The 25295-nt window shown below is 44.1% G+C and carries 18 protein-coding genes; 15 read left to right on the top strand and 3 right to left on the bottom strand.

Translation table 11 applies throughout. The features are described from left to right. Nucleotides 1-104 precede the first annotated feature (104 nt). From IPM19_03000 to IPM19_02985, 4 genes are read left to right on the top strand one after another with little or no spacing between them, the layout of a single operon-like run. Nucleotides 105-1712 (top strand): hypothetical protein, encoded by a 1608-nt coding sequence (locus tag IPM19_03000; protein ID QQS22576.1) that lies wholly within the window; start codon nucleotides 105-107, stop codon nucleotides 1710-1712. Further along, nucleotides 1709-3451 carry a hypothetical protein gene (locus IPM19_02995; protein ID QQS22575.1) on the top strand — a complete coding sequence of 581 codons (1743 nt, stop codon included), beginning with the start codon at nucleotides 1709-1711 and terminating at the stop codon, nucleotides 3449-3451. The genes IPM19_03000 and IPM19_02995 overlap by 4 nt, the downstream gene beginning before the upstream one ends. Continuing rightward, nucleotides 3441-4151, top strand: a complete 711-nt coding sequence (locus tag IPM19_02990) for a ThiF family adenylyltransferase (protein QQS22574.1) — start codon at nucleotides 3441-3443, stop codon at nucleotides 4149-4151. Before IPM19_02995 ends, IPM19_02990 begins: the two co-directional genes overlap by 11 nt. Before the next feature lie 7 nt (nucleotides 4152-4158). Continuing rightward, the gene (locus IPM19_02985) at nucleotides 4159-4680 is read left to right on the top strand and encodes a hypothetical protein (protein ID QQS22573.1); all 522 of its coding nucleotides are present in this window, start codon (nucleotides 4159-4161) and stop codon (nucleotides 4678-4680) included. An 80-nt stretch (nucleotides 4681-4760) separates the two neighbouring features. Here the strand turns inward: IPM19_02985 and IPM19_02980 are convergent, their stop codons facing one another. Continuing rightward, nucleotides 4761-5267 carry a hypothetical protein gene (locus IPM19_02980; protein QQS22572.1) on the bottom strand — a complete coding sequence of 169 codons (507 nt, stop codon included), beginning with the start codon at nucleotides 5265-5267 and terminating at the stop codon, nucleotides 4761-4763. A gap of 17 nt (nucleotides 5268-5284) precedes the next feature. After that, nucleotides 5285-6184, bottom strand: coding sequence for a TIGR00730 family Rossman fold protein (locus IPM19_02975; GenBank protein QQS22571.1), 900 nt, complete (start codon nucleotides 6182-6184; stop codon nucleotides 5285-5287). A gap of 354 nt (nucleotides 6185-6538) precedes the next feature. On the opposite strand from IPM19_02975, the gene IPM19_02970 reads away from it, so the two are divergent. The 3 genes from IPM19_02970 (at nucleotide 6539) to IPM19_02960 (ending at nucleotide 12621) form a co-directional block, all read left to right on the top strand. Continuing rightward, nucleotides 6539-11437, top strand: coding sequence for a hypothetical protein (locus tag IPM19_02970; GenBank protein ID QQS22570.1), 4899 nt, complete (start codon nucleotides 6539-6541; stop codon nucleotides 11435-11437). Between the two features lie 80 nt (nucleotides 11438-11517). After that, the gene (locus IPM19_02965; protein QQS22569.1) at nucleotides 11518-12123 is read left to right on the top strand and encodes a sortase; all 606 of its coding nucleotides are present in this window, start codon (nucleotides 11518-11520) and stop codon (nucleotides 12121-12123) included. Nucleotides 12124-12348: 225 nt separating this feature from the next. Then, nucleotides 12349-12621 (top strand): HU family DNA-binding protein, encoded by a 273-nt coding sequence (locus tag IPM19_02960; GenBank protein QQS22568.1) that lies wholly within the window; start codon nucleotides 12349-12351, stop codon nucleotides 12619-12621. A gap of 112 nt (nucleotides 12622-12733) precedes the next feature. Here IPM19_02960 and IPM19_02955 read toward each other — a convergent pair whose 3' ends face one another. Further along, on the bottom strand, nucleotides 12734-13192 hold the full coding sequence (locus IPM19_02955; GenBank protein ID QQS22567.1) for a response regulator: 459 nt from the start codon (nucleotides 13190-13192) through the stop codon (nucleotides 12734-12736). Between the two features lie 87 nt (nucleotides 13193-13279). Here IPM19_02955 and IPM19_02950 point away from each other — a divergent pair, with 87 nt between their 5' ends. From IPM19_02950 to IPM19_02915, 8 genes are all read left to right on the top strand, one after another. Beyond that, on the top strand, nucleotides 13280-14326 hold the full coding sequence (locus IPM19_02950) for an amino acid dehydrogenase (protein QQS22566.1): 1047 nt from the start codon (nucleotides 13280-13282) through the stop codon (nucleotides 14324-14326). Between the two features lie 2 nt (nucleotides 14327-14328). Further along, nucleotides 14329-15876: a hypothetical protein gene (locus IPM19_02945; GenBank protein QQS22565.1), complete on the top strand. Its 1548-nt coding sequence runs from the start codon at nucleotides 14329-14331 to the stop codon at nucleotides 15874-15876. 35 nt (nucleotides 15877-15911) lie between these two features. After that, the gene (locus tag IPM19_02940; GenBank protein ID QQS22564.1) at nucleotides 15912-17096 is read left to right on the top strand and encodes a ThiF family adenylyltransferase; all 1185 of its coding nucleotides are present in this window, start codon (nucleotides 15912-15914) and stop codon (nucleotides 17094-17096) included. A gap of 531 nt (nucleotides 17097-17627) precedes the next feature. Next, nucleotides 17628-19592, top strand: a complete 1965-nt coding sequence (locus tag IPM19_02935; GenBank protein ID QQS22563.1) for a site-specific DNA-methyltransferase — start codon at nucleotides 17628-17630, stop codon at nucleotides 19590-19592. Between the two features lie 9 nt (nucleotides 19593-19601). Further along, nucleotides 19602-22196, top strand: a complete 2595-nt coding sequence (locus IPM19_02930; protein ID QQS22562.1) for a DEAD/DEAH box helicase family protein — start codon at nucleotides 19602-19604, stop codon at nucleotides 22194-22196. After that, nucleotides 22193-22471 carry an aromatic amino acid lyase gene (locus tag IPM19_02925; GenBank protein QQS23417.1) on the top strand — a complete coding sequence of 93 codons (279 nt, stop codon included), beginning with the start codon at nucleotides 22193-22195 and terminating at the stop codon, nucleotides 22469-22471. The genes IPM19_02930 and IPM19_02925 overlap by 4 nt, the downstream gene beginning before the upstream one ends. A gap of 49 nt (nucleotides 22472-22520) precedes the next feature. Continuing rightward, on the top strand, nucleotides 22521-23537 hold the full coding sequence (locus tag IPM19_02920; protein QQS22561.1) for a nitroreductase family protein: 1017 nt from the start codon (nucleotides 22521-22523) through the stop codon (nucleotides 23535-23537). After that, nucleotides 23534-25246 (top strand): hypothetical protein, encoded by a 1713-nt coding sequence (locus IPM19_02915; protein ID QQS22560.1) that lies wholly within the window; start codon nucleotides 23534-23536, stop codon nucleotides 25244-25246. Before IPM19_02920 ends, IPM19_02915 begins: the two co-directional genes overlap by 4 nt. The last annotated feature ends 49 nt before the right edge of the window (nucleotides 25247-25295 follow it).

Raw genomic sequence — 25295 nt, 5'->3', positions numbered from 1 at the left:
TCTTAGTTGAAAGGGAATTGACTTTTTCTGCTTCATATGTTACTCTTACAAGTCTTTGCCGAATTACCGGCAAAGGGTACTTTTCATACATTTAGGAGGATATTATGTCAGCAATGTACGAATCTTTTGATGACACGCTTAGCGGCGTTATCAAGCAATGGTTTGTAGAGCAGGTTGCTCCTGAATATCTCGACATGATCGACCGTCCCGCTCGCATTATGATGGACGAAGATGGCTCTGCCAGCTTAATAAAAGGTCGTGTTGATGTCCGGTGGAGGCTTTTGCCCACACCTATATATTCAGAAGTTACTATCGCAAAGGTCAGCTTTGACATGTTCAAAGGCATGATTTTGGGTGATAGCAAAACTCGAGCATTCCGCGAACTTGGTTTAAAGATCGCTTCGAGGCAGCTATCTGGGCTTACAGAAATGGATAACCATGTTGCAATGGACTTGGCCTCTCATATTGTTAAGTCCCTCGCCCCTAAAGCAAGGGAAGTAGCAGCGAAGATGGCCATGGAAAAAGAGTTCACCGACTTTAAGGCGGTTAAGGCTACGGCGCAAGAAATCGTTGACCAGGCATTGGCAAGTTATAAAGACGAAGTTACAGGTTATCTGGAAGACGAATTGGTCCAGGAGATCGAGAGCTTGTGGAAGGGAGCGTTTGATAAAGTCGTCAAAAACATTATCGACGTTTCCAAACAGTACGCTGCCATTGGCACGCAAAACGTGTTTCCGAAAAATGTGAAGTACTTCTTTGCTAGCGGCGACCAGGCTTTGGTTGTTGTGGAAGAAGAACCTCGCGTTCGGACGATTGTAATCGATCAGAGCTACTTCACCATCGCGGGCCGAACCGAAAGGGGAATGACGCGTATGCGTCTGGCTTTCCCTTACACGGTCTTCTTTATACGGTTGATTGGCGGTCAGATCCAAAACATGACCATGGCCTATAGTTTAAAACCTATCGAGTCAAGAACCGACCAGCTGTACCTGCCGAATCTACCCAACTTTGATAGCGCGGCCAACATGTACAGAATCTGCACGCAGTTGCCAGGTAGTTCCAATCGGGATGTTTACCGCGAAATCCAGAGAGGCATCAGCCATTTTTGGGAAAGCCGGTTTAATAGCCATTGGACTGGCAACGTCTACTTCCCGGCGGGAATCAATACTGGTTCCGGCGGCGCGGCAGTAGGCTTTAAAAAGTGGGAAGACCTGTCGATCCGAGATCATACGTTCGCCTTGGAGCCAGAAACCTGGCGAAAGGGCTATACGCTTGAGGACTACATCAATCACTACGGCAGCGGCATTGCAGCCACCAAAGGCGGCAAAGCTGTTGACCGCAACACCGAAGAGGTGATCCGCGCTTTTGGCGAGGAATTCCGCCTCGGAGTTGGCAAGCGAATCGCTAAAAAGCTCAAAGAGAACCTGACTACAAAGAACAAGTTTGGCAAAGTAACTGTTCAGAAATTAGAAGAACACTTGCGGAGGCAGATTAAGGCTGCGTGGTCGATGTTTGGAGAAGATTTTTTCCAGGCATTCCCCGACTCTTTGAATCCGGCGCTAGTGGCCAGGTTTCACGATACTATCGTGGAGCGCTTTCACGAAACGGTTCAAAATCATTTTGAGGAGCTAAGCGAAGAAGTGCCTATAAGGCTACAAGCTACGCCGCTCACGCTGTCTGAGAATATGTTAAGGAGAAAATTGAAGGCATGACAGAAAAGATAAACGTTACTCCGGCTGTGCCGACTGCAAACAATAATGGGGATATCCCGGTCTTTATCAAAAGGACGGGGGCTCCGCTATTTGCACCAGGATTTCAGCCGCCTGATTATCACTACATCTTGGCTTCCAACGGCCCGTTCGTTCATAAGAGAACTAGCGTGCTGGACGCCACGGTGAAAGTGAAGGCAATTGGTGACCTTGCGCCTCATCGCGAATCGGCAGAATGGCTTTTGCCTAAACTGCCGCTGAAGGAGATGATTCATACCGCTTACTTTTTTAAGATGGTGTATGAAGCCCGCAAGGCCGAAGCGATGGTCTTAATCTATTACTCGCTGCACGACCAAAAGTATTTCTTCGGATGTCCGGAACAGGATGTTTCGGGCGGAGGCATCTCTTACAAGCCGCCGCCCCGCAAACCGGGCTACCTGCTGGTTGGTTCTATCCATTCCCACGCAGGTTTCGCGGCCTATCATTCTGGTACCGATACTCACGATGAGATCAACTTCGACGGTCTGCACGTAACTTTGGGGAATATGGATTGGGGCGGATTCTCCGTCAGCTCCGAACTGTCGGTCAACGCAAGCCGGTTTAAAGTTAAACCGGAAGATGTGATCGACGGGCTTGTCCTTACAAGTTACGGCAGTGCTTATCAAGGCAATACCTTAGGCAAGCTTCTTTATAACATCAAAAAAGCTGCCAAGGAGGCGGAAGAGCCAAAACCGGTCGAGACTCCGGAACCGGCTGTCGAAACCCAGCCTGTGGCTGTGGAGCAGCCGCAAGAGCAGCCGTTAGACGGACCGCCTGCTGTAATCGCAACAAAGATCCAGGTTATTCCTGGGGATCCAACCCCGGTAGTGCCTGGTCATGGAAAAGCAAGTCCGGCGATCGCAGACCAGGTACGAAGAAGCGTGTCTTACCGACCGACGCTTAAGTACCCGGAACGAGTGAAGTTCGAAGACCGGTTGGTGTTCTGGCTGTTTTTGCCGATTTCATTCTTTATCATGCTGTGTATCTCCCTTAAGTGGAGGACATGGCAGGAACTCGATGGACCGGAAGTAGCTCAGAACAAGATCGGAGAAGACCATCAGCTTGGCGTTTGTCGCTACTATACCTATCGCGCATGGCATCGGTTGTGGAAATATACCGTGCCTATTGTTCCGATCGGAGGTGCTGCCCCAAAACCGGAACCTGTCAAGGATGTCAATCCGAGGCCGTCGGTTAAGGGGTATGTATCCGAAAGCAGCAATGACGGCGGCTGGTTTGGCGGCGTGTCTAGAACTGGAAAGGAATATGATTTGATTTTGCCGGAGCAAATAACTTCTGCAAAACAGATCAACTTCCCAACATCCTGGTTCGATATGGTGAGAGAAAGATCCTTTTTTAGGCCACCTTATAAACCGATGGCCCAAAAATCCGGGATGAATCAAAATCCCGGAGCCTTTTCGAGAAGCGGTTCGAGAACGACACCGTACCTCCCAGGGGAAGGACCGCCTCCGAAACCTCCAGCCCTGCCCGAAGCAAATGCTCCGGCGAAGGCTGAAGTTTCGGTCAGCGGCAATTCGAAGATACCGCACAGTGCTGTAAACCCGTTAAGTTTGACAACACCCTATGTGCCTGTTCCGACACCTTTGGAGCCGGTCATTGTTGCTCCAACGGCTCCGGAAGCGGATGCCGTGATAGTAGAGGTTGCAACTGAAACGGCAGTTAAGGAGGGAACTAATGATCAATAAATTCAACCGCATTGTCGTGGTTGGATGTGGCGGCATTGGGGGCTGGCTTGTCCCGCCCCTATGCCGATTTCTGCACTTTGCCCATAAGGAAGGTGGAGAAAAGACGGAGATCGTCCTCATCGATGGCGACAAAGTAGAAGAACGGAATTTTACCAGACAAAATTTCAACGGGCTTGGCTATAAGGCCGAGCTTCTGAGAGATCAAGTCGCGCATTTTACCAATCTCAGAATATCGACAGTCATGGAGTACGTAACCAAGGCTAACATCAACCGGCATGTCCGGGAAAATGATCTGGTGTTCATGGGAGTGGATAATAATGCTTCACGAAAGCTCTTTTCCGAACGGTTCGAAGATCTCGCCGATGCGGTGATGATCTGCGGCGGAAATGAGTTTGACGACGGAAGCGTACAGCTGTACATTAGGAAAGATGGTGAAAATTTCACTAAATCCCTAGTCGAAAGCTCGCCTTCGATCGGTGATCCAAAGGATAAGAATCCAGGCGAAGCCGGTTGTGAAGAACTGGCTGTCGCAGGAGCCCCCCAACTGATTTTCACCAACTGGCGGGTGGCGGCACTAATGGGTGAAGTTTTCTACAATGTGTACTATACCGAGAAGCCTTTTTTCCCGGATATTGTATATTGTAGTATCAAGGGGCTTGCTCAAAGAGCGGTCTCGTCAAAAAGTATGGAGGAACTATAAAAGAACTATGGCAAATGAAAACGAATTTGATATGGAAACTACGGAAGCAGGCGGTAACATGTTTGCGGATCTGTTTGATGAAACGAGGGATAACGTTATCGAGGTGTCGTGTGACGGGAATGTGATCAACATCCCTGAGTCCGACGCAGTCGGTAAATCGATCTTTTTCATTCGCGACCAGTACGGCGCCAGCCTCAGCCTGGGCAAGCACCACAAAGCGTTTGTTTCGGGCGAGCAGATCGGTGATAATTACACGATCCAGGCCGGCGACCGCATCGCGTTCGAGTCTACCGGTTTGGCCGAAGCCACGGGTGCCACCGCTGTCCAAGTTGTCAGCGGCGCTCACCAGAAGTCGCTTAACGTGAGCGGCATGACCATTCGCGCTCTGCGCGGCAAGCTGGGAGATGCTTTGAGTATTTCTCCGGCGGCTAAAGCCTACGTTAATGGCCAGGAAGTCAACAATGACTATGTCGTTTACGGCGGAGACAGCGTTGAGTTCGCCAAAGACGCAGGCGAAAAGGGCGACTAGCCTAAACGGGTATAACCCAAAATTAATACAAGGCAGTTCGATTAGAACTGCCTTTTTTTATTTTGCCACTGCTGTCTCGGCTATTCTTTAAAAAAATCTTTTATAGGAACGACCAGGCCGTCTTGCATGTATTCGTCGGTTTCTCCGGAGATCATTGGCGGGGAGACGTAATAGATTCCTGCAAACGGCGAGTCGGCGTATTTGTTAAAGTCGTCATCGTTAAACACCTTCTCCGCTTGGGTGCTGTTCATGTAACCTTGAATGATGAGAATAATCTGCGAGAGGTCGGCGCCCTGCGACTGGAGCTTTTGCTGCTTGCGGTCGATCGCGTCGATGGTAGGCTGTTTGCTGTAGTCGATAGGCATATGTTCCTGCAGGGCGATAAAGGGCACTTCGATCGCGTGGGTGAGCTGCAGGTCGAGATGCTGCTCTGTGCAGCGGGCGCATTGCAGGTGCATGTCGATAGGGGAGTTTTCGCCTAGCTCCGGGTCGATTTGGTAATTGGTGCCGTGCTTTTGGTTAATATAGTTCACAAAAGTGGAGGCCCATACGTACTCAGAATTTTTTTTGGTATTTAGGAAGTCCATGAATCAAGCTTAAAAATTTATCTGCTGCGCTTGGAGGTTTTTTTGCCGCTCTTTATTACCTGGCTGGTTATTTTGATCTCGCTTACCTTCGGAGCTACTTTTCCGCGGCGCTTGGGCATGCGAATGCCTCCCGGAGTTTTGCCATAGCTGCCGACCAGTTCGCGCGGGTGTTTGGCAATTTTTTTGCGGGCAACCAAATGGCGGATTAAATCTACCGCTTCGTCGGCATCGGCCACAACTTTGAATAGGCTAAGATCCGACTTGGAGATGGCTCGGTTTTTTTCGTACATGGATTGCTCTACCCACTTCAACATGGGCTTCCAGAATGTTTTGTTTACCAGAATGATTAAAATAGGGTCGACTTTTTTAGTTTGAATGAGGGTGAGCATTTCGAACAATTCGTCCATGGTGCCGTATCCGCCGGGGAAGAATACATAGATCTGAGAAGCCGAAGCGAGCATTACCTTGCGGGTAAAGAAATAATGAAATGAGGATGATTCGTTAACGAACTTGTTGATGCGTTGTTCGGTCGGCAGCTGGATGTTGAGGCCGACGCTTTCGCCGCCTGCTTTGAGGGCGCCGGCGTTGGCGGCTTCCATGATGCCGGGACCGCCGCCGGTGATGACTGCGAATCCGTCTGAGGCCAGCTCAAAGCCGAGTTTGGCCGCATCCTGGTAGACTTTGTCGCCAAAGCCAGAACGGGCCGAGCCGAACACGCTGACCGCTTTTTTGTAGTGGCGGATAAATCTGTAGCCGCTTATGAATTCGTTCATGATTTTAATCAAGCGGCGGCTGGAAAACCCCCCCTTGCGGATATTAAACAGCGATTCCAGCTGGCCAGTGGACCAGGCGAGGTCGTTTTCGTTCACATGCGGGGGAAGTACCGCGCAGACTTGCCGATGGGCGTGTTTTTTCATATTTGTTGGAATTTTTAGTTATTTGTTTATGTCTTAATTTTAGCATGGTGTGTGAGATGTTTTTGAAACATTAGGATGCAATGGCACGATCGAACTATTATAAAGGCTCAATGGGCTGACTTTACACGGGTAGAGGTTTTCGGGTTTTTTACCCTAATATTCCTTCAGTGTTTGACATACTTCTTAAAATATCGCATAAATAAAAAGAATATTGACAAAAAGAGCTGGAGTTGCGATAGTGGTGATATACAGGTATTGATCTGCTAGCCTCTGGATCAACTTCCTCAGCTTAATAAATAAGTAATTAAGAGAATAAACTATGTCTAAGAAAAGTATCTCGGGTGTACAAGATGCTTGGCATATCAAGGCGTATCGCGCTTTGCTTTGGTAAGCACAGTGCTTGCACCTCTCTCCACCACTTATGCGGCAACAACTTTTGTTGATGTTTGCCACAAAACTGGCAATGGATACAATAGCTTAAGTGTAAACTCAAATTCATTGCAGACCCATATTAATCATGGTGATGTATACCCTGTGCCTCAGGGTGGTTGTGAGAGTTTAGATACACCAGCAATTCCAAGTAATACTATAATTATTACTGGCGACACAGCTGCTGGAGAAAACCAACCTGGCTGGATGTTTAACCGTGATACTTCCACAGATACTCCTTTTGCATTTAATACAAACGCGGCAAGTATTGGGTCGGGGAGCTTAAATGTCTTACCTATTGGAGCTACACCAGCAGACAAGATGGTCGCTGAAAATTTTATTAACAAGTTAATAGTAGATATAAATAGCATTAGCTATGACTTTAAAATTGGCAGCGGCGGTGACAATACTGATGAAGAGCAATTCTACATGAACGTTTATGCAAACTTTGGTTCGTCTAGCCCAACCAAGTTTTATGATTGTAGATATAATGTTGTACCAACTTTTGGTTCTACAGGTAGTTTTACAACTGTAACATTTGATCCCACACAGTCTTATCCAGTTACAACTAGAGCTGGTGGAGACCCTTCGCCTCACACTTGCCCTTCTGTGCCGGCAGATATGAATAATTTTAGCTCAGGATCAAATATCCGCATGTTTGCTTTGAATGTTGGCGATACTTCCGCTTCTGACGCTGGATTAGATGGTTATTTGGATAAAGTGGTGGTTTCTACTGCTTCATTGATTACAACCTATGACTTTGAACCTGTTCCTACACCTACTCCAGTAGATATTGAAATTGAAAAAATTTGGCAGGATGCTCAAGGAAATCCAATTCCTGCTCCGGATAATAAAGATGATATTACCATTACAGTAAACTACGGCGGCAATGCACCTGCTACATGTAAGTATGAAGGTGATACTTTAGTTTGTAATCACGACGCAATAATCGTTAATAATGGTCAAGAAATTACCGTTACAGAAACTGGCTTACCAGCAGGTTGGGAAGTTGATGATCAAACAGTTGGAAGTGTTGACGTTGTTTGTGACGTAGATTCTCAAGAACCATGTACTCACACAGTTATTAATAAATTAAAAACACCACAGCCTTGTAGTGCAGAGCTAGTAGCTAATGGTGGATTCGAAGCTCCTGTACTCTCTAATAGCTGGGATGTTCGTGATTCTGGTACACCTGGCCTAGGCTGGAGTGTAGACTGGGTTAATCCAACCGGTGCTCCTGCAATTGCAAAGGCCGAATTGCATCGCGGTGTAAATGGTTGGGACCCTAAGAGTGGTTCTCAACATACTGAGCTAGATTCTGATTGGGGCGGCCCGTCTGACCCGACTAACGGTGAAAATGGATCTGTTAAACTTTTCCAAGACTTAATCACTGTTCCCGGCGGCAAGTATACCGTTAAACTATGGACTTCTCCTCGTCCAGGGCAGAATTCTTCTCAGAATGTTACCCAGGTTAAGGCCGGTGCAGTTGTCCTAGATACAATTATAGAAGATGGTACTGGCAATCTTAATACTGTCTGGACCGAACATGTTTACACATTTACTGCTACAAGCGGCGTCACTCGTTTGGAAATCAGCGACCAAGGGGTGGGCGATTCTTTTGGAGCGTTCGTAGATGATGTTAGCGTTAAGCAGGAATGTCTGTCCGACGTTACTATTTGTAAGTTAGATAACAACCAGAATCCGTTGTCCGGCTGGGAAGTTTATTTGAAGGGTCCAAAAATTGAAACAGTGACTGTATATCCTGATGGCGCGGACTATTCTACCGCAGGAACTTTGCCTGCTGGCCAATATGTTGTAGAAGCTAGCGGTACTTACGTATATCGCCCTGGCGATCCTGCCGCGTCTACTTCTGATGCAGCGTATTCTAAGCGCTTGCCTTCTGATCCTGTTTACGGTGGGGCTTTTGCTCCATGGGTGAGAGTGAACGATTTTCCAAACCCTCACACTGGCTGGCTGGGTATTCAGATTGATCAAGGGTTCACCGATTGGGGCTCTACTTTTAACCCGGCACACCAATACTCTACTTTCCGTACTCTTGGCGGTCCTGATGCAATGGACTTCCGAATTTTGGACGATAACTATTCCGATAACTCCGGCAGCTTAACTGTGGATATTTATAAAGTGCTAAAAGGAACAACAGGGGACAACGGCTGTATTACCCTCAAAGACGTACCTTTTGGAACTTACACTGTTGACGAAGTTATGCAGCAGGGCTGGTCCAACGTTTCTGGCCAAGGCCAAACCGCTAATGTAGACGGTGTCAGCGATACCTTTACCCTCGTAAACAAGTGTGACACTGGCTGTGAATCTCAAGTAACTGTTTGTAAGGTAAACGATGCTAATGATCAACCATTATCTGGCTGGACTGTATTCCTAAAAGGCAAGCTAGTAGAAACTGTTTCTGTAAACTCTAATAATCCTTTAGGGGCTACTACTTCTGCAACATTGCAAAACGGCAAGCAATACTTGGCCGTTGCCAGTGGCACGTGGGGCAATCGCAGTTTCGAAACTGTAGATGCCAAGTTTACTACTCCGGACGGTTGGAGCACAGTTTTAGACGCTCCTCAGGGCGGGTATCAAGATGAATTGCTTGAGCTTCAGGTTGATGACGGCTTTGTAGAATGGGGCCCTTACAATACATCTCATACCTATAACTATCTGATGACCGGCAGCGGCTCTACCGCTAAATTCCGTGTTTATGATTTTGCCAACCAGAATGATGCTGATAATAGCAGCTCCGCATGGTTCGGCGACAACGTCGGCCCGCTAACTGTGAAGATTTACGAAGTCTATTCTGGCGTAACAGAAGAAGACGGCTGTGTAACTTTGAATGATGTTCCTTACGGCACATACAGCTTGGGTGAGATTATGCAGGATGGCTGGATGAATGAAGATGGGGAAGGCGATATCGTAGTTGTGAATGGTCCAGTCGAAGGCCCGAATCCATTGCTCGACGGCAATCCTGGCTTCACTCTAGTTAACGCTTGTGTAGTAGACGAAATCTGCAATCAGCCGGAACCGGTTGTTCCAAACCTGCATTTGATCAAAGTAGTTTGCGACAGCTTTAGCGATGTTGCAGGAAATGCAATGAGCGACGCGTACGATGCTACCGGCGGCAATTATGTCTATTTCAATAACTATGCAAATGGCGCATTTTCACCTAGTCCTTTGGTAGGCGGCTTCGTCGATCCTGAGGAAATTCCGGATGGCTGTGCCATGGCTCATAACTGGCAGTTCTTGCTGTCTACGGATCAAGACCAAAATGACGATAACCAAACCGTAGCTACCGTTAATGGTACTTATACCACCGCTGCGTATGGTCCGGGCTCGGCTTTGTCTGCAGAATTGCAGGCTGGCATTCAGAATGGCAACTTCTGGGTGAGCGAAGTTACTCAAGGCGGTTATGATTTTGCTGCACTGCGATGTTACGACGACGCCTTCAACGGAGACAACCTAGAATTCATCAATCTTAACGGAGCAACCCCAGAGAATATTTACTGTATTGCGTACAACATAGAAAAGATTGCCCCATGCGTAGATGAGCCGATTTCTGTAGCCAGCGCCGCAGGCGTAACTCTGTCTTGGGGTGTTCGTGAGGGTTCTGTACCTCCAATTCCAACTAACATTGGCAATTATCCATTGGGAAGCTGGGGATTTGCACAATCAGCGGATTCTACCGGATATCCTGGAGCTTGGAGCGGTTCGGCCATTGCTGGAGCCAGCTACGTAAGCAATGATTCTACTCAGCCGACATTTGGCGGCGCGGCCGGCTATAACGGCGGCGTAGAATCTTACCGATTATTCTCTCATACCTTTACCATTCCTGCGGGGGCAATTAATATTAATTCTCCTGTATTGAGCTTCGCCGGTGACAACTCTGTAGAAGCTTATCTAGACGATGTTTTGGTTGGCAGTACAGCTCCAAACAGCGGTTTTACTACAGTTTCTACGACTGGCGCGTTAGCGTTAACCGCTGGCACTCACACCTTAAAATTTGTAGTAAAGAACGACGCTTTTGACCAGCCTAATAACCCAACGGGGCTCATTTACAAGCTGGACGATGTTACCTTTGATTGTAATGGTGGCGGCAACGGCGGTTCCGGATACAAAATTAGCGGAATAGTTTACGAAGATTCCAATGCTAACAACACAAAAGACGAAGGCGAGTCTGGTTTGCCAGGCTGGCAGATTAATATCGAAAAATTAGGTGAAGAAGAAGCCTTTACCGACAGTACTACCTCGGACGAAAATGGTAATTATCAGTTTACTGGTCTAGTAGCCGGTTGCTATTTAGTAACAGAAAGCACTCCGGGCGGCTGGATCGTTACAGAACCAGACGTGGATTCTGATTCATATCACGTAGCCGTGGGCGGAGTTAATAACTGTAACGAGTTATTTACCGACTCTGGCCAAGGATTCTTTGCTTCACTATTCATTAAAACTGCTCATGCTGCAGCAGGACCTTTGCTAATTACTTCAGCAGGGGATGCTGTAGGGGTCAACTTCGGTAACTTCGACAATGGCCGCGGCGGCAACGGCGGCAATGGCGGCTCTGGCGGAAGCTCGGGCGGAGGCGGCGGTGGCCAAACTCCACCTCCACCAACAGGACGAGTCCTGGGAGATTCTACTAATACCCCTAGCGACCAAGAAACTCCCGCTCCTACTGGTTCTGTATTAGGCGCTACAACATTGCCTCGTACCGGAACCCCAGCTTCTATTGTATTCACTATTTTGGGATTATTAACCATCGTGTTATTGCCCAAATATGCGACCGTAGAGGTTAAGGCAAGCAAACAAAAATAAGTGATATAATAAAACTACCTTAGCAATAAGGTAGTTTTTTCTTTTAACAACTAATGCGCATTTCGGCGCACATTCAATTTATGCTAGGTAAAATTATAAAATGGGCAGTGATCGCAGTCCTCGTGGCAGCAGCAATCTTCGCGCTCTTAAACAACGAATATTTCTTCAAGCAGCTTCGCTATTACACCAGTCAGGTATTTGTAACAGAACAGCAGCGCGAGAACATTCGCCGCGAGCGACCAGTTGTAGAAGAGCCGAGCCAGCTTCAAATTCCTTCGTTGGATGTAGTTGCACCGATTCAGTATGTGACCGAATCTAACGAACCGGTGTTTCAAGCCGCGCTAGCCAACGGCGTTGTTCATTATCCCGGCACCGCGGAGTTTGGCGCCGAAGGCAATAGCTACATCTTTGGCCACTCGTCCGACTTTGCTTTTAGCAAGGGTGATTACAAAACTGTGTTTGCGTTGCTGCCTAAAATCCAAATCGGCGCCGAAGTGAGCGTTACTAACAAAGAGGGCGAGAAGTACGTCTATAGAGTTTATGATAAGTTCGTAGTAGAAAGCAACGACGTCAAACAGCTCGAGCAAAACACCAGAGGCAAGCGCATCTTGACCCTGCAGACTTCATACCCGATTGGCACGGCCCTCAAAAGATATATTGTGAAGGCTGAATTAGTTAAGGACTAAATTTTAACCTTATAAATAGCGCTTAGATAAGCGCTATTTTTGTTTCCAAAATCAAAAAACTTAATTTTTATTGAAGTTTTCCCCAAAAACCCTTGACGCGGTTTAAAAAATCCTTGTAAAACAGCGGGTTTTTGGTTAGTATTAATTCATAAATCAAATAATTATCTTTCGGTATTCAGCGAAGCTAACCGCCTAGTCATCCAGAAAGATAAAAGGAAAACAAGAATGACTAAGTCAGAAATCTTGCAGCACCTTGCCGAAAAGACCGGCAAGACCAAAAAAGAAGTAGTAGAATTCATGGAAGCAATGGTCGCCTTGGCTTACAAGGAAACCAAGAGCAGCGGTGAATTTTCTATCCCAGGTTTGGGTAAGCTTAAGAAGAAGCATCGCGATGCTCGCCAGGGCCGCAATCCTGCAACCGGCGAAACCATCCAGATCCCAGCTAAGACTGTAGTGAAGTTTACAGTTGCAAAGGCTGCAAAAGACGCAATTCTTTAATCCAATATTAAAGGGTCACCTTTCTGTCCGGCACGCGGACGGGGTGACCCTTTATTGTTCTTTAGAAAAAATTATATCAGCGGATTGCAGACGGTAATGCGCAAAATTGCAATTACTGATTAATGGCCGGAGCGCCGGCTTGGTTGCTAACCGAAAGTTCGGCCGATTTATTGGGATTAGCCATCACCTCTTGTACTTTTTTAAGAATTTCTTCTGTGGTAAAGTAGGCCTTCACAAGATAAGCTTGCACATTGAGTGCCTTAGTCTTGAGGATGTCTTTATTGCTCCAGAGGTTACTGAGAATGATGACCGGGGTTTTGGCTACCACAGGATCGGAATGCTTGCGGATAGTTTCTAAAACTTTGAAGCCATCTACTTCTGGAAGCATTAGGTCCAACAGGACCAAATTGGGCTTATCGGCGATTATGGCGTCGATTCCTTGCTGGCCATCTTCTGCTTCTTTTACGTCGTAGCCACTGGTTACCAGCTTGTGAGCGACGATTTCGCGCATCGCGACATCATCCTCGACAATGACAATTTTTTTCTTTGTTTCTGATGAAGTAGATTCCATAGTGCCTTTACTATACCATATATGAGCCTATTTAAAAAGTTTAAAGGGTTCTGCACCGACTCTATAATATTTATATAAAAAGTATCCATGAGCGTAAATATCGAGATTTTAGAAGAGTTTGATAATCATAAGCTGGTATCTTTCGCTGTCGACAAAAAAACCAAATTAGAAGCTTATATCGCCTTGCACCGGGGCAGCTTAACTAGCCCTAGCTTTGGCGCGACCCGTATTGCCAGATATGCCAATAAAGAGGACGCCTTGCGCGACGCCTTGCGCTTATCTCGCTTGATGTCTTATAAAGCCGCTATGGCCGGCTTGGACTACGGCGGCGGCAAGGGTGTAATTTTGCTACCGGCCGGTGTAAATAAAGCCGATAGGGAGAAGATCATTGCTTCCTATACCGAAGCTGTTAATTATTTTGCTGGCCACTTTGTAACTGGAGCCGATGTAGGCGTAACCAATTCCGACTTAAAGATCATGCACGCCAATAGCGAGTTCATTGTCGGAGTACGCAGCAATCCGGTGCTGTACACCGCCCAAGGCTTGTTTAAGGCTATTGAGTTTTGCGTGCAAGCCCGCTTTGGCAACAAAGATTTAAAGAAGCGCTCGTTTGCTATTCAGGGCGTGGGCAAGATCGGCGAAGCCTTGCTGCATATTTTGTATAAAAAAGCCGGCCGCATTGTTATTACGGATGTAGATAGCGTTCGTTTAAAAGAGATAAAAAAGAAGTACCCAAAGGTCGAAGTCGTTTCGCCGACCGCTATTTATAAAGCGGATGTAGATGTATTCTCTCCCTGCGCATTGAGTAACTCTTTGACTTCGCAGACTATTACCAAGCTTAAGGCGCCGATTATTTGCGGCGGCGCCAACAACCAGCTGCAGGACCGTTCTGTGGGCGAATTGCTGCACTCGTTGGGCATTATGTATGCGCCGGATTACGTGGTTAATTCGGGCGGCTTAATTTCTGTAGTGGATGAGTACGAGCATAAGCAGTTTAACAGCGCCCGCGTTAAGACCCGCTTAAACAACATTGTCGTGATCCTTAAAGAGATTTTTAGCCGCAGCCAGACTATGAACCGCGCCACCAATATTATTGCCGACGAAATGGCAGAAGAAATCTTTAACGGCCGCTAGTTATGAAGAACGAGCTTTCATTTCCCAAATCATTGCAGACCGCTAATATTACATCCTTAGAAAAGAACTTAAAGACCAAGCCGGAAAGTTTCTGGCAGAAGCGGGGAGAGCAGCGCGCTCTCAAGCTGTTCCACGAAATGGCCAAGAGGGTTCCGGCGTACAAGGACTTTTTAAAAAAGCACAAAGTGAACCCTGCAAAGATAAAGAGCGCGGCGGATTTTGCTTTGGTTCCGACCATCGACAAGAACAACTACCTGCGCAAGTATCCGCTTAAGCAGCTGTGCTGGGACGGCGTGTTAAGCAAACAGCAGAGCGTTTATGCCGCCACTTCCGGCACCACCGGCGAACCGTTTTATTTTCCGCGCACGCATGAGCAGAGCCGGCAGTATGCGTTAACCGCTGAGCTGTACTTGCGCAACAACTTTCAGATCCACAAGAAGTCCACTTTATACATTGACGGGTTTGCTATGGGCGCGTGGATCGGCGGCCTGTTCACTTACGAAGCCGTACAGATTTTGCAGCAAAAAGGCTACGACATCAGCATTATTACTCCAGGCGTAAATAGCAAGGAGATCATTAAGGCTATGCGCCAGTTAGGCGATAAATACGACCAGGTTATTTTGGGTGGCTATCCTCCCTTTGTTAAAGACACCATCGACCAAGGGTTAAGCGAAGGCTTGAACTGGAAGAAATATAATTTAGGAATAATTTTTTCGGCCGAAGGTTTTACCGAAGCATTTCGCGACTATGTGGCCAAACAAGCTGGCCTAAAAAATATCTATACTTCCACGCTTAATCATTACGGCACTGTGGACCAGGGGACTCACTCTCACGAAACCCCGCTGTCGATTTTGGTGCGCAGACTAAGCAATAAGAATAAAAAGTTTAAAGCTAAGTTATTCTCTGGCATTGCCGAAAATGACGCTGCTTTGGAAAGGCAACCCACACTAACGCAATACTTGCCGGAGCTGTTTTATTTCGAAAACGACAATGGAAATTTGTACTGCTCGGCTTTTAGCGGCCTGCCCTTGTTTAGGTATGACCTCAAGGACCGCGGCGGAATAATGAGCGCCAAGGAGGTGATGGCCAAAGCTAAAGACTGCGGCATTGATTTGGATAAAGAGATTAGGACGGCAAAATTGAAAGACACCGTTTGGAATTTGCCGTTTGTGTACGTATACGAGCGCAGCGATATGGTGGTGAGCTGGTACGGCGGCAATATTTACCCGGAGCATGTGCGCGAGGCGCATTTAACAAAAGCAACAAATAAACATACGACTGGCAAGTTTGCCATGCGCATCACTTACGACAAAAAGCATAATCCGGTATTAGAGGTTAATACCGAACTTAAGCCCGGAGCGAAGCTGTCTAAGAAGTTTATTGCTACACTGCGCGATACGTTAATAAAGGTGCTGTTAAAAAAGAATTCTGAGTATCGCGTGCTGCACTCTAACTTTAGCAAGAAGATGGTGCCGGTGGTAAAGCTGTGGCAACACCAAAGCGCGCCTCACTTTGCAGGGGGCGGCAAGCAAAAGTGGACTATTAAATAATTAATTTGCGCTGTTGCGGCGCCGTTTATAAAACTATGGCAAAAAAAATCATAATCAAAGACAATTTCGACCGCAGTTCGTTTAAGCCGGTAAAGCTAGACGCGCGGAAGAACTTCGAAGCGCAAATTCGCCGCCTTAAACTGCCTAACGGAGTAAAGCCAGATCGTCGTCCGGTAAAAGTTATCGACCAGTATGCCATCCAGTTGGAAGAAGTGTTTTTGCTGCGCAACCCTAAGTACAGGTTCGACAAAGACTATCACGGCGAGTTTAAGCAGTTTGCCGCCAAAAACGGCTCGGGCGACAAGTACGTGACTAGCGGCAATTGGTTTTACTATCCTTGGCTCCACACTGTGATTCATTTTTTACCGGACGCTATGCACCAAGAGGTGCGCACCGGCCGCAACCGCAATTTAATTACTGCCAGCGAACAAAAGAAGTTTTACAACTCGGTAATCGGTATTTTAGGCATGAGTGTAGGCAGCCATGTGGCGCTAACCATCGCCATGACGGGCGGCGCTAGGCACATTAAGTTGGCCGATTTAGACGTGCTTTCGGCCTCTAACATGAACCGCATTCGTACCGGGTTTGTAAATATAGAAGTACCCAAGGTTGTAGCAGTAGCTAGGCAGATTTACGAAATGAATCCGTATGCTAAAGTAGAGTTGTTTGCTGATGGCTTAACCAAAGAAAATTTGCCAAAGTTCTTAAAAGGTACCGCAAAGCTGGATGTGTTGGTAGAAGAAATGGATCAGCCGTACTTTAAGATGCGCGCCCGCGAATTAGCTCGTCCACTTGGTATTCCCGTAATTATGGCCGCCGATAACGCCGACAGCATTATCGTAGACGTCGAGCGTTACGACCAAAACAAAAAGTATCCTATTCTGCACGGTATATTAGGCAAGATGACGGCGCAGGAATTTAGCAAAGTGCACCCGCAAGACTTGCCTCGGGTAATTGCCAAGATGGCCGGTGCAGAAATGAGCACAGTGCGCATGATAGAGTCGGTAATGCAGGTAGGGAAGACTATTTATTCTTGGCCGCAACTGGGTAATGCCGCTAACTTGTGCGGCAGCGTGCTTACATATTTAGCGCGCAAGATTATTTTAGGGGAAAACGTAAAGTCGGGCAGAACGGACTTTAACCTAGATAGTGCCTTTTTGCCGCCAAGTAAGGCAGAGACTAAGAAGCGGGATGGTCTGATTAAGATGATGGGGATGTAGGAAATTAAATTAAAATTATATTAAAAATGGTTTGTACAAGCTATTCCTCGTGAGAGCCAAATTTCACTGTATTAATATACGTGCTATTATCATAAATTAAAAGAAGGATTCGGTGTGTGGAAGCTAAAGTAATCCCAAGGTTGCCGAGCTGTTTTTGGGGCTTCTTCCTGCGAAACAGATAATATTCAATGGCACGGGAGTTCTTTGCTGAATGAATTCTCTACAATCTCTCGGTATGTAGGCTTTTCCTATATGTCATATTCATCATTTCCCTTATTTCGGAATAGATAGAAAAAGCTTCCGGTTCATCTTGTTCTGTCGATTTAGGGGGAGCAGAGAACAGCATCTCACTTTCTTAGTTGTTTTAAACTCGTCAGGTGTCAGTTTAGTATGTTCTGCATTTGCGAGCAACGGATTAATGACGCCGAATGATGGTTTGGTCACTCTAAAACCCTTTATTTAAGGTGTGATTTATGGTAAAATGGTTTCACTTATCTCGATTAACTTTTTTGGGACTCAAATAGAATTTATATGAAAAAACTCACTAAATTTGATACAGAATTTTTAGTTAAAACACTACAAGACGGGAGAGAAATTCCATTCGATTTTAAATACTTGCTTTTCCCAACAACTCAAAAAGAGTATGAGTTGGTATATGCTGGGAAGATGCGAAAAGAAGATTTGCTTGCAAATGAGGATGGTGTTTTCCCTGTCCCTCTTCAAACTGAAAAAGTTTTCAATGGCAATGAATACGAATCGTTTAAGGATGGATGGAAAAATATGATCGTGTTCGGTGATAATCTGCAATTCCTTAAAACCATTTACGAAAATAAGGACCCTCTGATAAAAGATAAGGTGAAAGGAAAAGTAAAGCTTATTTATATAGATCCACCTTTTGCGACTACCGATGATTTCTTAAACAAAGAAGGAGCAAAAGCTTACAATGACAAAAAGAAAGGTGCAGAATTTGTTGAGTTTTTGCGACGTAGACTTATTTTAGCACAAGAAATATTGGCAGATGATGGAAGTATATTTGTCCACCTCGATTACAAAAAATCTCATTACATAAAATTGGCACTGGATGAGATATTCGGCGAACTTCATCTTGTGAATGAAATTATTTGGGTATATACAGGCCCAGGATCGCCTAAAATGAAGCAATTTAATAGGAAACACGATACGATTTTTTGGTACTCAAAATCGGATAAATGGACTTTTAACAAAGATCAGATCAGGGTTCCTTACAAAGACCCTAATCAATCATTTCGTACTGCTTTTGATGATGGTGAAGGATGGGATGAGGAAGATTTGGAGGAATTAAGAAAAAAGGGAAAAGTTCCAGAAGATTGGTGGGAGTTTTCAGTCGCCGCTCGTTTGAGAGTAGACGGTGTTGAAAGAACTGGATACCCGACAGAGAAGCCAAATAAGTTTATCGAGAGAATAATCAAAGCGGCTTCAGTTGAAGGCGATATTGTGATGGATTTTTTTGGTGGTTCTGGCGCAACCGCTTATATAGCCGAAAAGTTAGGACGAAAATGGATTACATGTGACCTAGGTAAGCTTTCCTATTTCACAATGCAAAAGCGCATTTTGCAAATTGAAAATTCAAAGGATTTAGAAGATCAAAATAAAAAGTACGGGAAGAAATCAAAAAGTTTTGTTACTGCTCAACTCGGTATCTATGATCTAAAAAGAGCACTTGATTTGGAATGGCAAAAATATCAAGAGTTTGTCTCTGGGCTTTTTGAAGTGGAAATCAAGAAAAACAAAATTGCGGGGTTTGAATTTGAGGGTATGAAAGGCGATTTCCCAGTAAAGATTTTTGATTATCAAACTTTCAAAAACTCTACAATTAACGAAAAATATCTGAAAGATGTACATGCAGTTGTCGGAAAGAAAGCAAGTGGTCGCGTGTATATTATTGCCCCAGCAAACTTTGTTGATTTTCTCTCTAACTACCATGAAATTGACGGGGTAAAATACTACTTCCTCAAGATTCCATATCATGTAATTAAAGAGCTCCACAAAACACCATTCCTAAAATTGCGACAACCGCAAAGTAAAAAGAATGTGAACGATTTGGAAGAAGCGATTGGTTTCCACTTTATTCGACATCCCGAAGTAAAGTCGGAAATAAAGAAAGACAAGGATAGAGTAAAAATCTTAATTAAGAGTTTTACTAGCCAAGAACTTGAATCCGACAAATCACAAGACGAGAAAGGGATGAAAAATTTCGAAACCCTATCTGCTGTCTTTGTTGATAAAAGCTACAATGGAAAAGCATTCGAAATGGATGACGCTTTTTTTGCTGATGAACTTTTGCCAAAGAAAGCAAATAAAAAAGAAGACGATGACGAGGATATAAAATCAGAACTTAAGAAAATAGAGAAGAAGGGTTTAGAAATTTCGTTCAAAAAATCTGAATTGGGAAAGCAAATAATGGTGATTTATACTGATGTTTACGGTAATGACTTTGCTGAAATTTTCACCGTATAAAATATGACTATGCAGGATATTAAAACTTACAAACAAAAAGACTTGGTTCTAAAAGTGAATCAAAACTATGATCCGACAAAGTTAGATTTGGGCGCATGGGATTCTTTTTTGGATACCTTGTGTGTAGACAGAGAATACCAAAAGGAAGCAATAAAACACGCGGTTATCTTTCTTGCATCTGGGCGTTATGTTACTACTGAGGATTTAGTACATGAGAATTACAATAAAAATCCCGAACTGCAAGAAAAGTATCCGACCCTTAGCGATTACCATCACCATTTACAGCTACCTAATAAACTTTTTGCAAACATTGATTTAGCGACTGGTACAGGAAAATCGTATGTAATTTATGGTGTGGCACAAATCATGCTTGGGTTAGGCTTGGTAGATAAAGTTTTGGTACTCTGCCCATCTTTGACGATTGAAGACGGACTGTTGGAGAAGTTTGAGGATTTGAGTGGGAATGCACGAATCAAAAAATCGATACCAGCGAATGCTCTTTATAAAAACCCAAGCATTGTTGATGCAAATATCACTGTCAAAAACGGAAGTATTTGTGTTGAAAATATCCATGCAGTTTATGAAACAACTGGGTCATCGATTAAGGATAGTTTCCAAAGACAAGGCGAGCGCGTTTTAGTGCTTAATGATGAATCTCACCATATTTTTAATAAAATATCTGGCAATACAACAGAAGCGCAAGGTTTGAAGCGGTGGAAGGAGTTTTTATTAAATCTAGATTTCAACTTTCGTTACATTCTTGGTTTTACTGGTACAGCGTATCATGACAACGAGTACTTTAACGATGTTATTTATCGCTATTCTTTGCGCGAAGCCATTGAAGATAGAATAGTAAAGAATATTGAATATGTACAAAAAGATGACAGTTCGGGGACTGATGAAAAGTTCCAAAAAATATATCAAAACCACAAGGAGAATATTGATAAGTACCCAAAAATCAAACCTCTTTCAATTTTGATCACTAAAGATATTTCCAAGGCAAAAAGTTTAATGGAAGATTTGCTTGATTTCCTTGAAAAGAGAGAGGGGCGACCTCGTGAAAGTATTGAAGAAAAAGTTTTGATTGTTACTTCTCATAAGGATCATAAAGGCAATTTATCAAAATTGAAAACAGTTGATCATAGAGAAAATCCGACTGAATGGATTGTTTCTGTCTCGATGCTTACAGAAGGTTGGGATGTTAAAAACGTTTTTCAAATCGTTCCATGGGAAGATAAGGCGTTTAATTCTAAACTTCTTATCGCACAAGTATTGGGGCGCGGTTTGCGTTTACCAGAGGCATATACAACTCCTCAACCAAAAATCATTGTTTTTAACCATGACGCATGGAGCAGAGGTATAAAAGCTCTTGTTGATGAAGTGTTGGAAATCGAAACTCGAATAATCAGTGAGATTGTTAAGAATGATGACCGATCAAAATATCATTTTGATGTTTACAATCTTGATTACACCAAAGAAGAAGTGGAAGTAGAACACAAACCCAATCCAGTTGTTAATTATTCTCGTATTGAAAAAGAAGGTATCAAATTGGATTCTCAAGTGATACAAACAGAAAAAGGCACCTCTTATGAATCAATAACTGCGAAAGATATTCGGGAGAAGAATTATGTTATTGAATACGGAACTTGGACTGTTCAAGAAGTGGTGGACAGAATCTATGAGGAATTTGAGATTAGAGATTGGGAAGGAAGAATATTGAAACTCGGGGAAGAGCAGTACACACAAAATAACCTCCCACCGAAAGAAAAAATCCGAGAGATCATTCTCAAATCCATGAAAAACGTTGGTATTAAGGGTGATCAAATCATCGAAAAAAATGTCAATAAGATTCTCAATACCTTTGCTACACTTCTGCGAAAAAAGAGCAAGACAGTTGTGCCACAATTAAAAGTAAATGAACCCGTTGTTATTTCTACAAAAAATATCATCCGCGAAAGTTCTGGTGTTGGTAATTTTAGGCGTGGATATTCATTATTCTACACAAACAACTGGGAGAATGAGATCTTTGACGATGAACAACGAAACATAATGCAGAAGCTCAAAGAAGATGAGAGTTTCCCCAAGAGTGCCGACAAGGAACAAAATGAGTTTTTGTTTAAGACCCCCGTCAATGTTGTTTTTTCTAACGCAGAACCAGAACGAAGATTCATCGAGAACCTTTGCAAAAAGGATATTGCGGAGAAAATTGATGCGTGGTTAAAATCTCGGGATCGTGGATTTTATGGCATTGAGTATTCATGGAGACCATCAAATCACCAAAAGATTGGGATGTTTAATCCTGACTTCTTTATCAAGATCACAAAAGATAATGTAGATTATTTTGTTGTTGTTGAGATAAAAGCGGACAAAGACGACAGCGATGAAAACAAGGCAAAATACAAATATGCGAAAGAACATTTTGAGAGGTTGAACAATAAATTAGAGGAAAATAAAATTAAACAAAAATACATTTTTCATTTCTTGAGTCCAGAAGGATATTCTACATTTTTTGAGTATTTGAAGGATGGGAGAATATTAAAAGGCCAAGAAAAATTTAGGTGTGAATTAGAAAATTTATTAGAAGAATTGGATGATCTTGAATAGTTTCTATCCCTACTTCTGCTAACCAGGAAGACTACGTAAGCTTCGCGACGACCGCTGCTCGAAAATGCAGAGACATTATAAACATGGCATTTGAAATTTTGGTAGTCGAGTTAGCGGCAGCTGCCCAGGCTGTTGAATTGCGAAGTCCATTAAAGGCTGGTAAAGGCAATGCTGAAACTTATGAATATGTGAGATCAAAGGTTCCTTTCTATGCTGACGACGCTTTGATATACAAAGAGATTGAAAAACTAAAAAAGGATTTAATTCAGAATTAAACAAAACCGGCCCGGCCGGTTTTTCCAATTTTGTGGTATAATAAATTAAATGTACAATCCTCGTACAGAAATAAAAATAGAAAAATACGACCAATTACAAACAGATTCTGCAAGATTGGATTTTTTGGTTCTATTAGCATCTTTAGCACCCTCGAGCCATAATACTCAACCATGGCTTTTTGAGATTCGAGATAAAACAATAACTGTCAAAGCAAACTTCGATCGAAAATTACCTTATTCCGACGAAAATAACCGCCAGCTTTTTCTGAGCATCGGCGCAGCGATCCAGAATTTACTGCACGGATCAGATTCTTTAGGCTTGAAGTATGATGCAGAGTATAATTTCGATTTTGATAAGAACACTATTTTTACAATTTATTATCAATCTCTAGCATCATCTTCAATCGATCAGAAAGCTTTTGATAATCTGGTAAACCGTAAAACTAACCGACTGCCTCTTGAAGACAGACGAATAGACCAATCCATATTGGATGAAATGGCTGCTGAGTGCTTAGAGGGAATAGTTTCAACTTTTGTGAGCCAAGAAAATCAGAAACAGTCCATTAGAGATATTGTTTCTAAATCGGTTAAAGAAGCTTTTGCAGATAAGAAGTTTACTACCGAATTATCAGCTTGGGTAAAGCCAAGTTCTGTTAAGTATCGGGACGGTATGCCTGGCTACACGATCGGCGTGCCAAAATTAATTTCTTACCTATTACCATTTGCAATTAGAAATTTTAACTTGCAAAACTTTCAAGCCAAGATGCACGAAGAGTGGCTTAAGAATGCACCAGTGTATGGTGTTATCAGTACTGTAGAAGATAACGAAAGCGCTTGGGTTAAGGCAGGTATGTCTTTCGAGAAAATAGCTTTAAAAGCGGAGGGTTTAGGTTTAAGAATTGGAATAATGGGCGCACCTATCGAAATAGGAGATAATTATAAATTGGTTAAACAAGCTTTAGGCATCAGTACGAGACCTCAAATGTTTTTTAGAATCGGTTATGGTCCAGATATGCCTCATTTTAGTCCTAGAATAGATTTGGATAAGGTTATAGTTAGGGTATGAATATTTTTTTAAACGCAGATTTAATATCCGTTGGCGTTTCTGTTGCAGCAGTGACCATTTTGGGATTTATTGTCTTTTTCCAAAACACAAGGAGCGCTACCAATATTTTCTTTTTGCTTTTTAGTCTTACCAGCAGCGCTTGGAGTATCGTTAATTACTTAAATTATCAAGTCAGTAATCCAGTATTGGCCCTATGGATTATTAGGCTGGTTTTGTTTTTTGCTGTGTTTCAATCTCTAACACTTTTGTTGCTGCTATACAATTTTCCGAGTGAAAAATTACAAATAAGCCCTAAGAGGTACTATATTCTTTTAATCGTCGCATTTGTGGTGGCGATGTTTACGTTAACACCCTTTGTATTTTCTTCCATTATTTTTACTCCTGGAAGTGTTGCTCAGCCAGTGGTAGAGCCTGGAATAATGTTCTTTGGCGCTTTTGCTGTGGCTATGGTGATCGGCGGAATTGTTAGCCTGGCAAAGAAAATAAATAGAGCGACATCAGTAGAAAGAAAACCGTTATGGAATCTCATGGGCGGCATTATCGTAATGTTCGCCTGTATTATCGTGCTCAATTTTATTTTTCCTACCGTGCTTAACAATACATCTTTCATTCCGTTAAGCGCGGTCTTTGTTTTTCCCTTCGCGTTTGCAGCCGCTTATGCGATATTCAAACATCATTTGCTAAATGTAAAAGTTGTATCTACAGAAGTATTGGTATTCGTACTAGCTATTGCAACTCTGTTCGAAGTAATTGTTTCCGATGATATTTTAGCGATCATTGTTCGTTCGAGCATCTTTTTATTGGTGCTTAGTGTTGGCATCCTCCTGGTCCGTTCCGTCATCCGCGAAGTCAAACAGCGCGAAGAGTTAGAAGTATTATCTAAAGAGCTCGCTGCCGCTAATGAACAGCTCAAAGCGCTGGACAAAGCTCGTGCAGAGTTCATCTCCATCGCTAGTCATCAGTTGCGCACGCCTCCTGCAACCATTAAGTGGTATTTAGGAGCGGTACTTAATGGCGATTTCGGCCCGCTCAGCGAAGAACTTAAAGCCGCCCTTAGCCGTACCAACGTTACCAACGAAGCACAGATCTCTACCATCGACGATCTTCTTAATGCTTCTCGCATCGAGCGCGGCAAGTTAGAATTCTTCTTTGAGAACTTCAATCTGGAGCCGATGGTGAAGGTGTTGGTAGAGCAGCTCGAACCGCTTGCTCAAATGAAGAAGCAGCACTTGGTTTACACTCCGCCAAAGATGCCTATTCCCGATATAATCGTGGATCACGAAAAAGTTCGGCAGGTTGTGAATAACATGATAGACAACGCCATTAAATATTCCAAAGTAGGGGATATTCAAATCGGTATCGAAGCCGATGACAAAAATATTACCGTACGCGTTAAGGATACCGGCAAAGGCATCGAAAAGAGCGAGCTCGAAAACGTCTTTAACAAATATTCCCGCGGGAAAGACTCGGCCACCCATGCTACCGGGCTGGGCTTGGGCATGTATGTGGCAAAAGTTATCATCGAGCAGCACAATGGCAAAATTTGGGCCGAAAGCGACGGGCCAGGCTTGGGTTCCACCTTTGCCTTTTCCCTCCCAATTAAGAGCGATTTAAAGGCCTCTACGCTCGATTTAGCTCAAGAATTGGCTCCTCAGTCAGCCACCGCACCCGTCGAAACCCCTGCACCGCCGGTCGAAGCCCAAAAATAAGGCTTGTCCGTGGTATAATATATACAGGCAGGCATAAAGCCTTGCTGTA

It is taken from the genome of bacterium (assembly GCA_016699995.1).
In the GTDB taxonomy this organism is placed as follows: Bacteria; Patescibacteriota; Doudnabacteria; order UBA920; family UBA920; genus UBA920.
The sequence above is the reverse complement of the archived record's forward strand: the minus strand, read 5'-3'. Positions and strand labels throughout refer to the sequence as shown.

Bases quoted from the DNA above. Each gene is read 5' to 3' on its own strand.
- IPM19_03000 (QQS22576.1), top strand. From the start codon at position 105: ATGTCAGCAATGTACGAATCTTTTGATGACACGCTTAGCGGCGTTATC.
- IPM19_02995 (QQS22575.1), top strand. From the start codon at position 1,709: ATGACAGAAAAGATAAACGTTACTCCGGCTGTGCCGACTGCAAACAAT.
- IPM19_02990 (QQS22574.1), top strand. From the start codon at position 3,441: ATGATCAATAAATTCAACCGCATTGTCGTGGTTGGATGTGGCGGCATT.
- IPM19_02985 (QQS22573.1), top strand. From the start codon at position 4,159: ATGGCAAATGAAAACGAATTTGATATGGAAACTACGGAAGCAGGCGGT.
- IPM19_02980 (QQS22572.1), bottom strand. From the start codon at position 5,267: ATGGACTTCCTAAATACCAAAAAAAATTCTGAGTACGTATGGGCCTCC.
- IPM19_02975 (QQS22571.1), bottom strand. From the start codon at position 6,184: ATGAAAAAACACGCCCATCGGCAAGTCTGCGCGGTACTTCCCCCGCAT.
- IPM19_02965 (QQS22569.1), top strand. From the start codon at position 11,518: ATGCTAGGTAAAATTATAAAATGGGCAGTGATCGCAGTCCTCGTGGCA.
- IPM19_02960 (QQS22568.1), top strand. From the start codon at position 12,349: ATGACTAAGTCAGAAATCTTGCAGCACCTTGCCGAAAAGACCGGCAAG.
- IPM19_02955 (QQS22567.1), bottom strand. From the start codon at position 13,192: ATGGAATCTACTTCATCAGAAACAAAGAAAAAAATTGTCATTGTCGAG.
- IPM19_02950 (QQS22566.1), top strand. From the start codon at position 13,280: ATGAGCGTAAATATCGAGATTTTAGAAGAGTTTGATAATCATAAGCTG.
- IPM19_02945 (QQS22565.1), top strand. From the start codon at position 14,329: ATGAAGAACGAGCTTTCATTTCCCAAATCATTGCAGACCGCTAATATT.
- IPM19_02940 (QQS22564.1), top strand. From the start codon at position 15,912: ATGGCAAAAAAAATCATAATCAAAGACAATTTCGACCGCAGTTCGTTT.
- IPM19_02935 (QQS22563.1), top strand. From the start codon at position 17,628: ATGAAAAAACTCACTAAATTTGATACAGAATTTTTAGTTAAAACACTA.
- IPM19_02930 (QQS22562.1), top strand. From the start codon at position 19,602: ATGCAGGATATTAAAACTTACAAACAAAAAGACTTGGTTCTAAAAGTG.
- IPM19_02920 (QQS22561.1), top strand. From the start codon at position 22,521: ATGTACAATCCTCGTACAGAAATAAAAATAGAAAAATACGACCAATTA.
- IPM19_02915 (QQS22560.1), top strand. From the start codon at position 23,534: ATGAATATTTTTTTAAACGCAGATTTAATATCCGTTGGCGTTTCTGTT.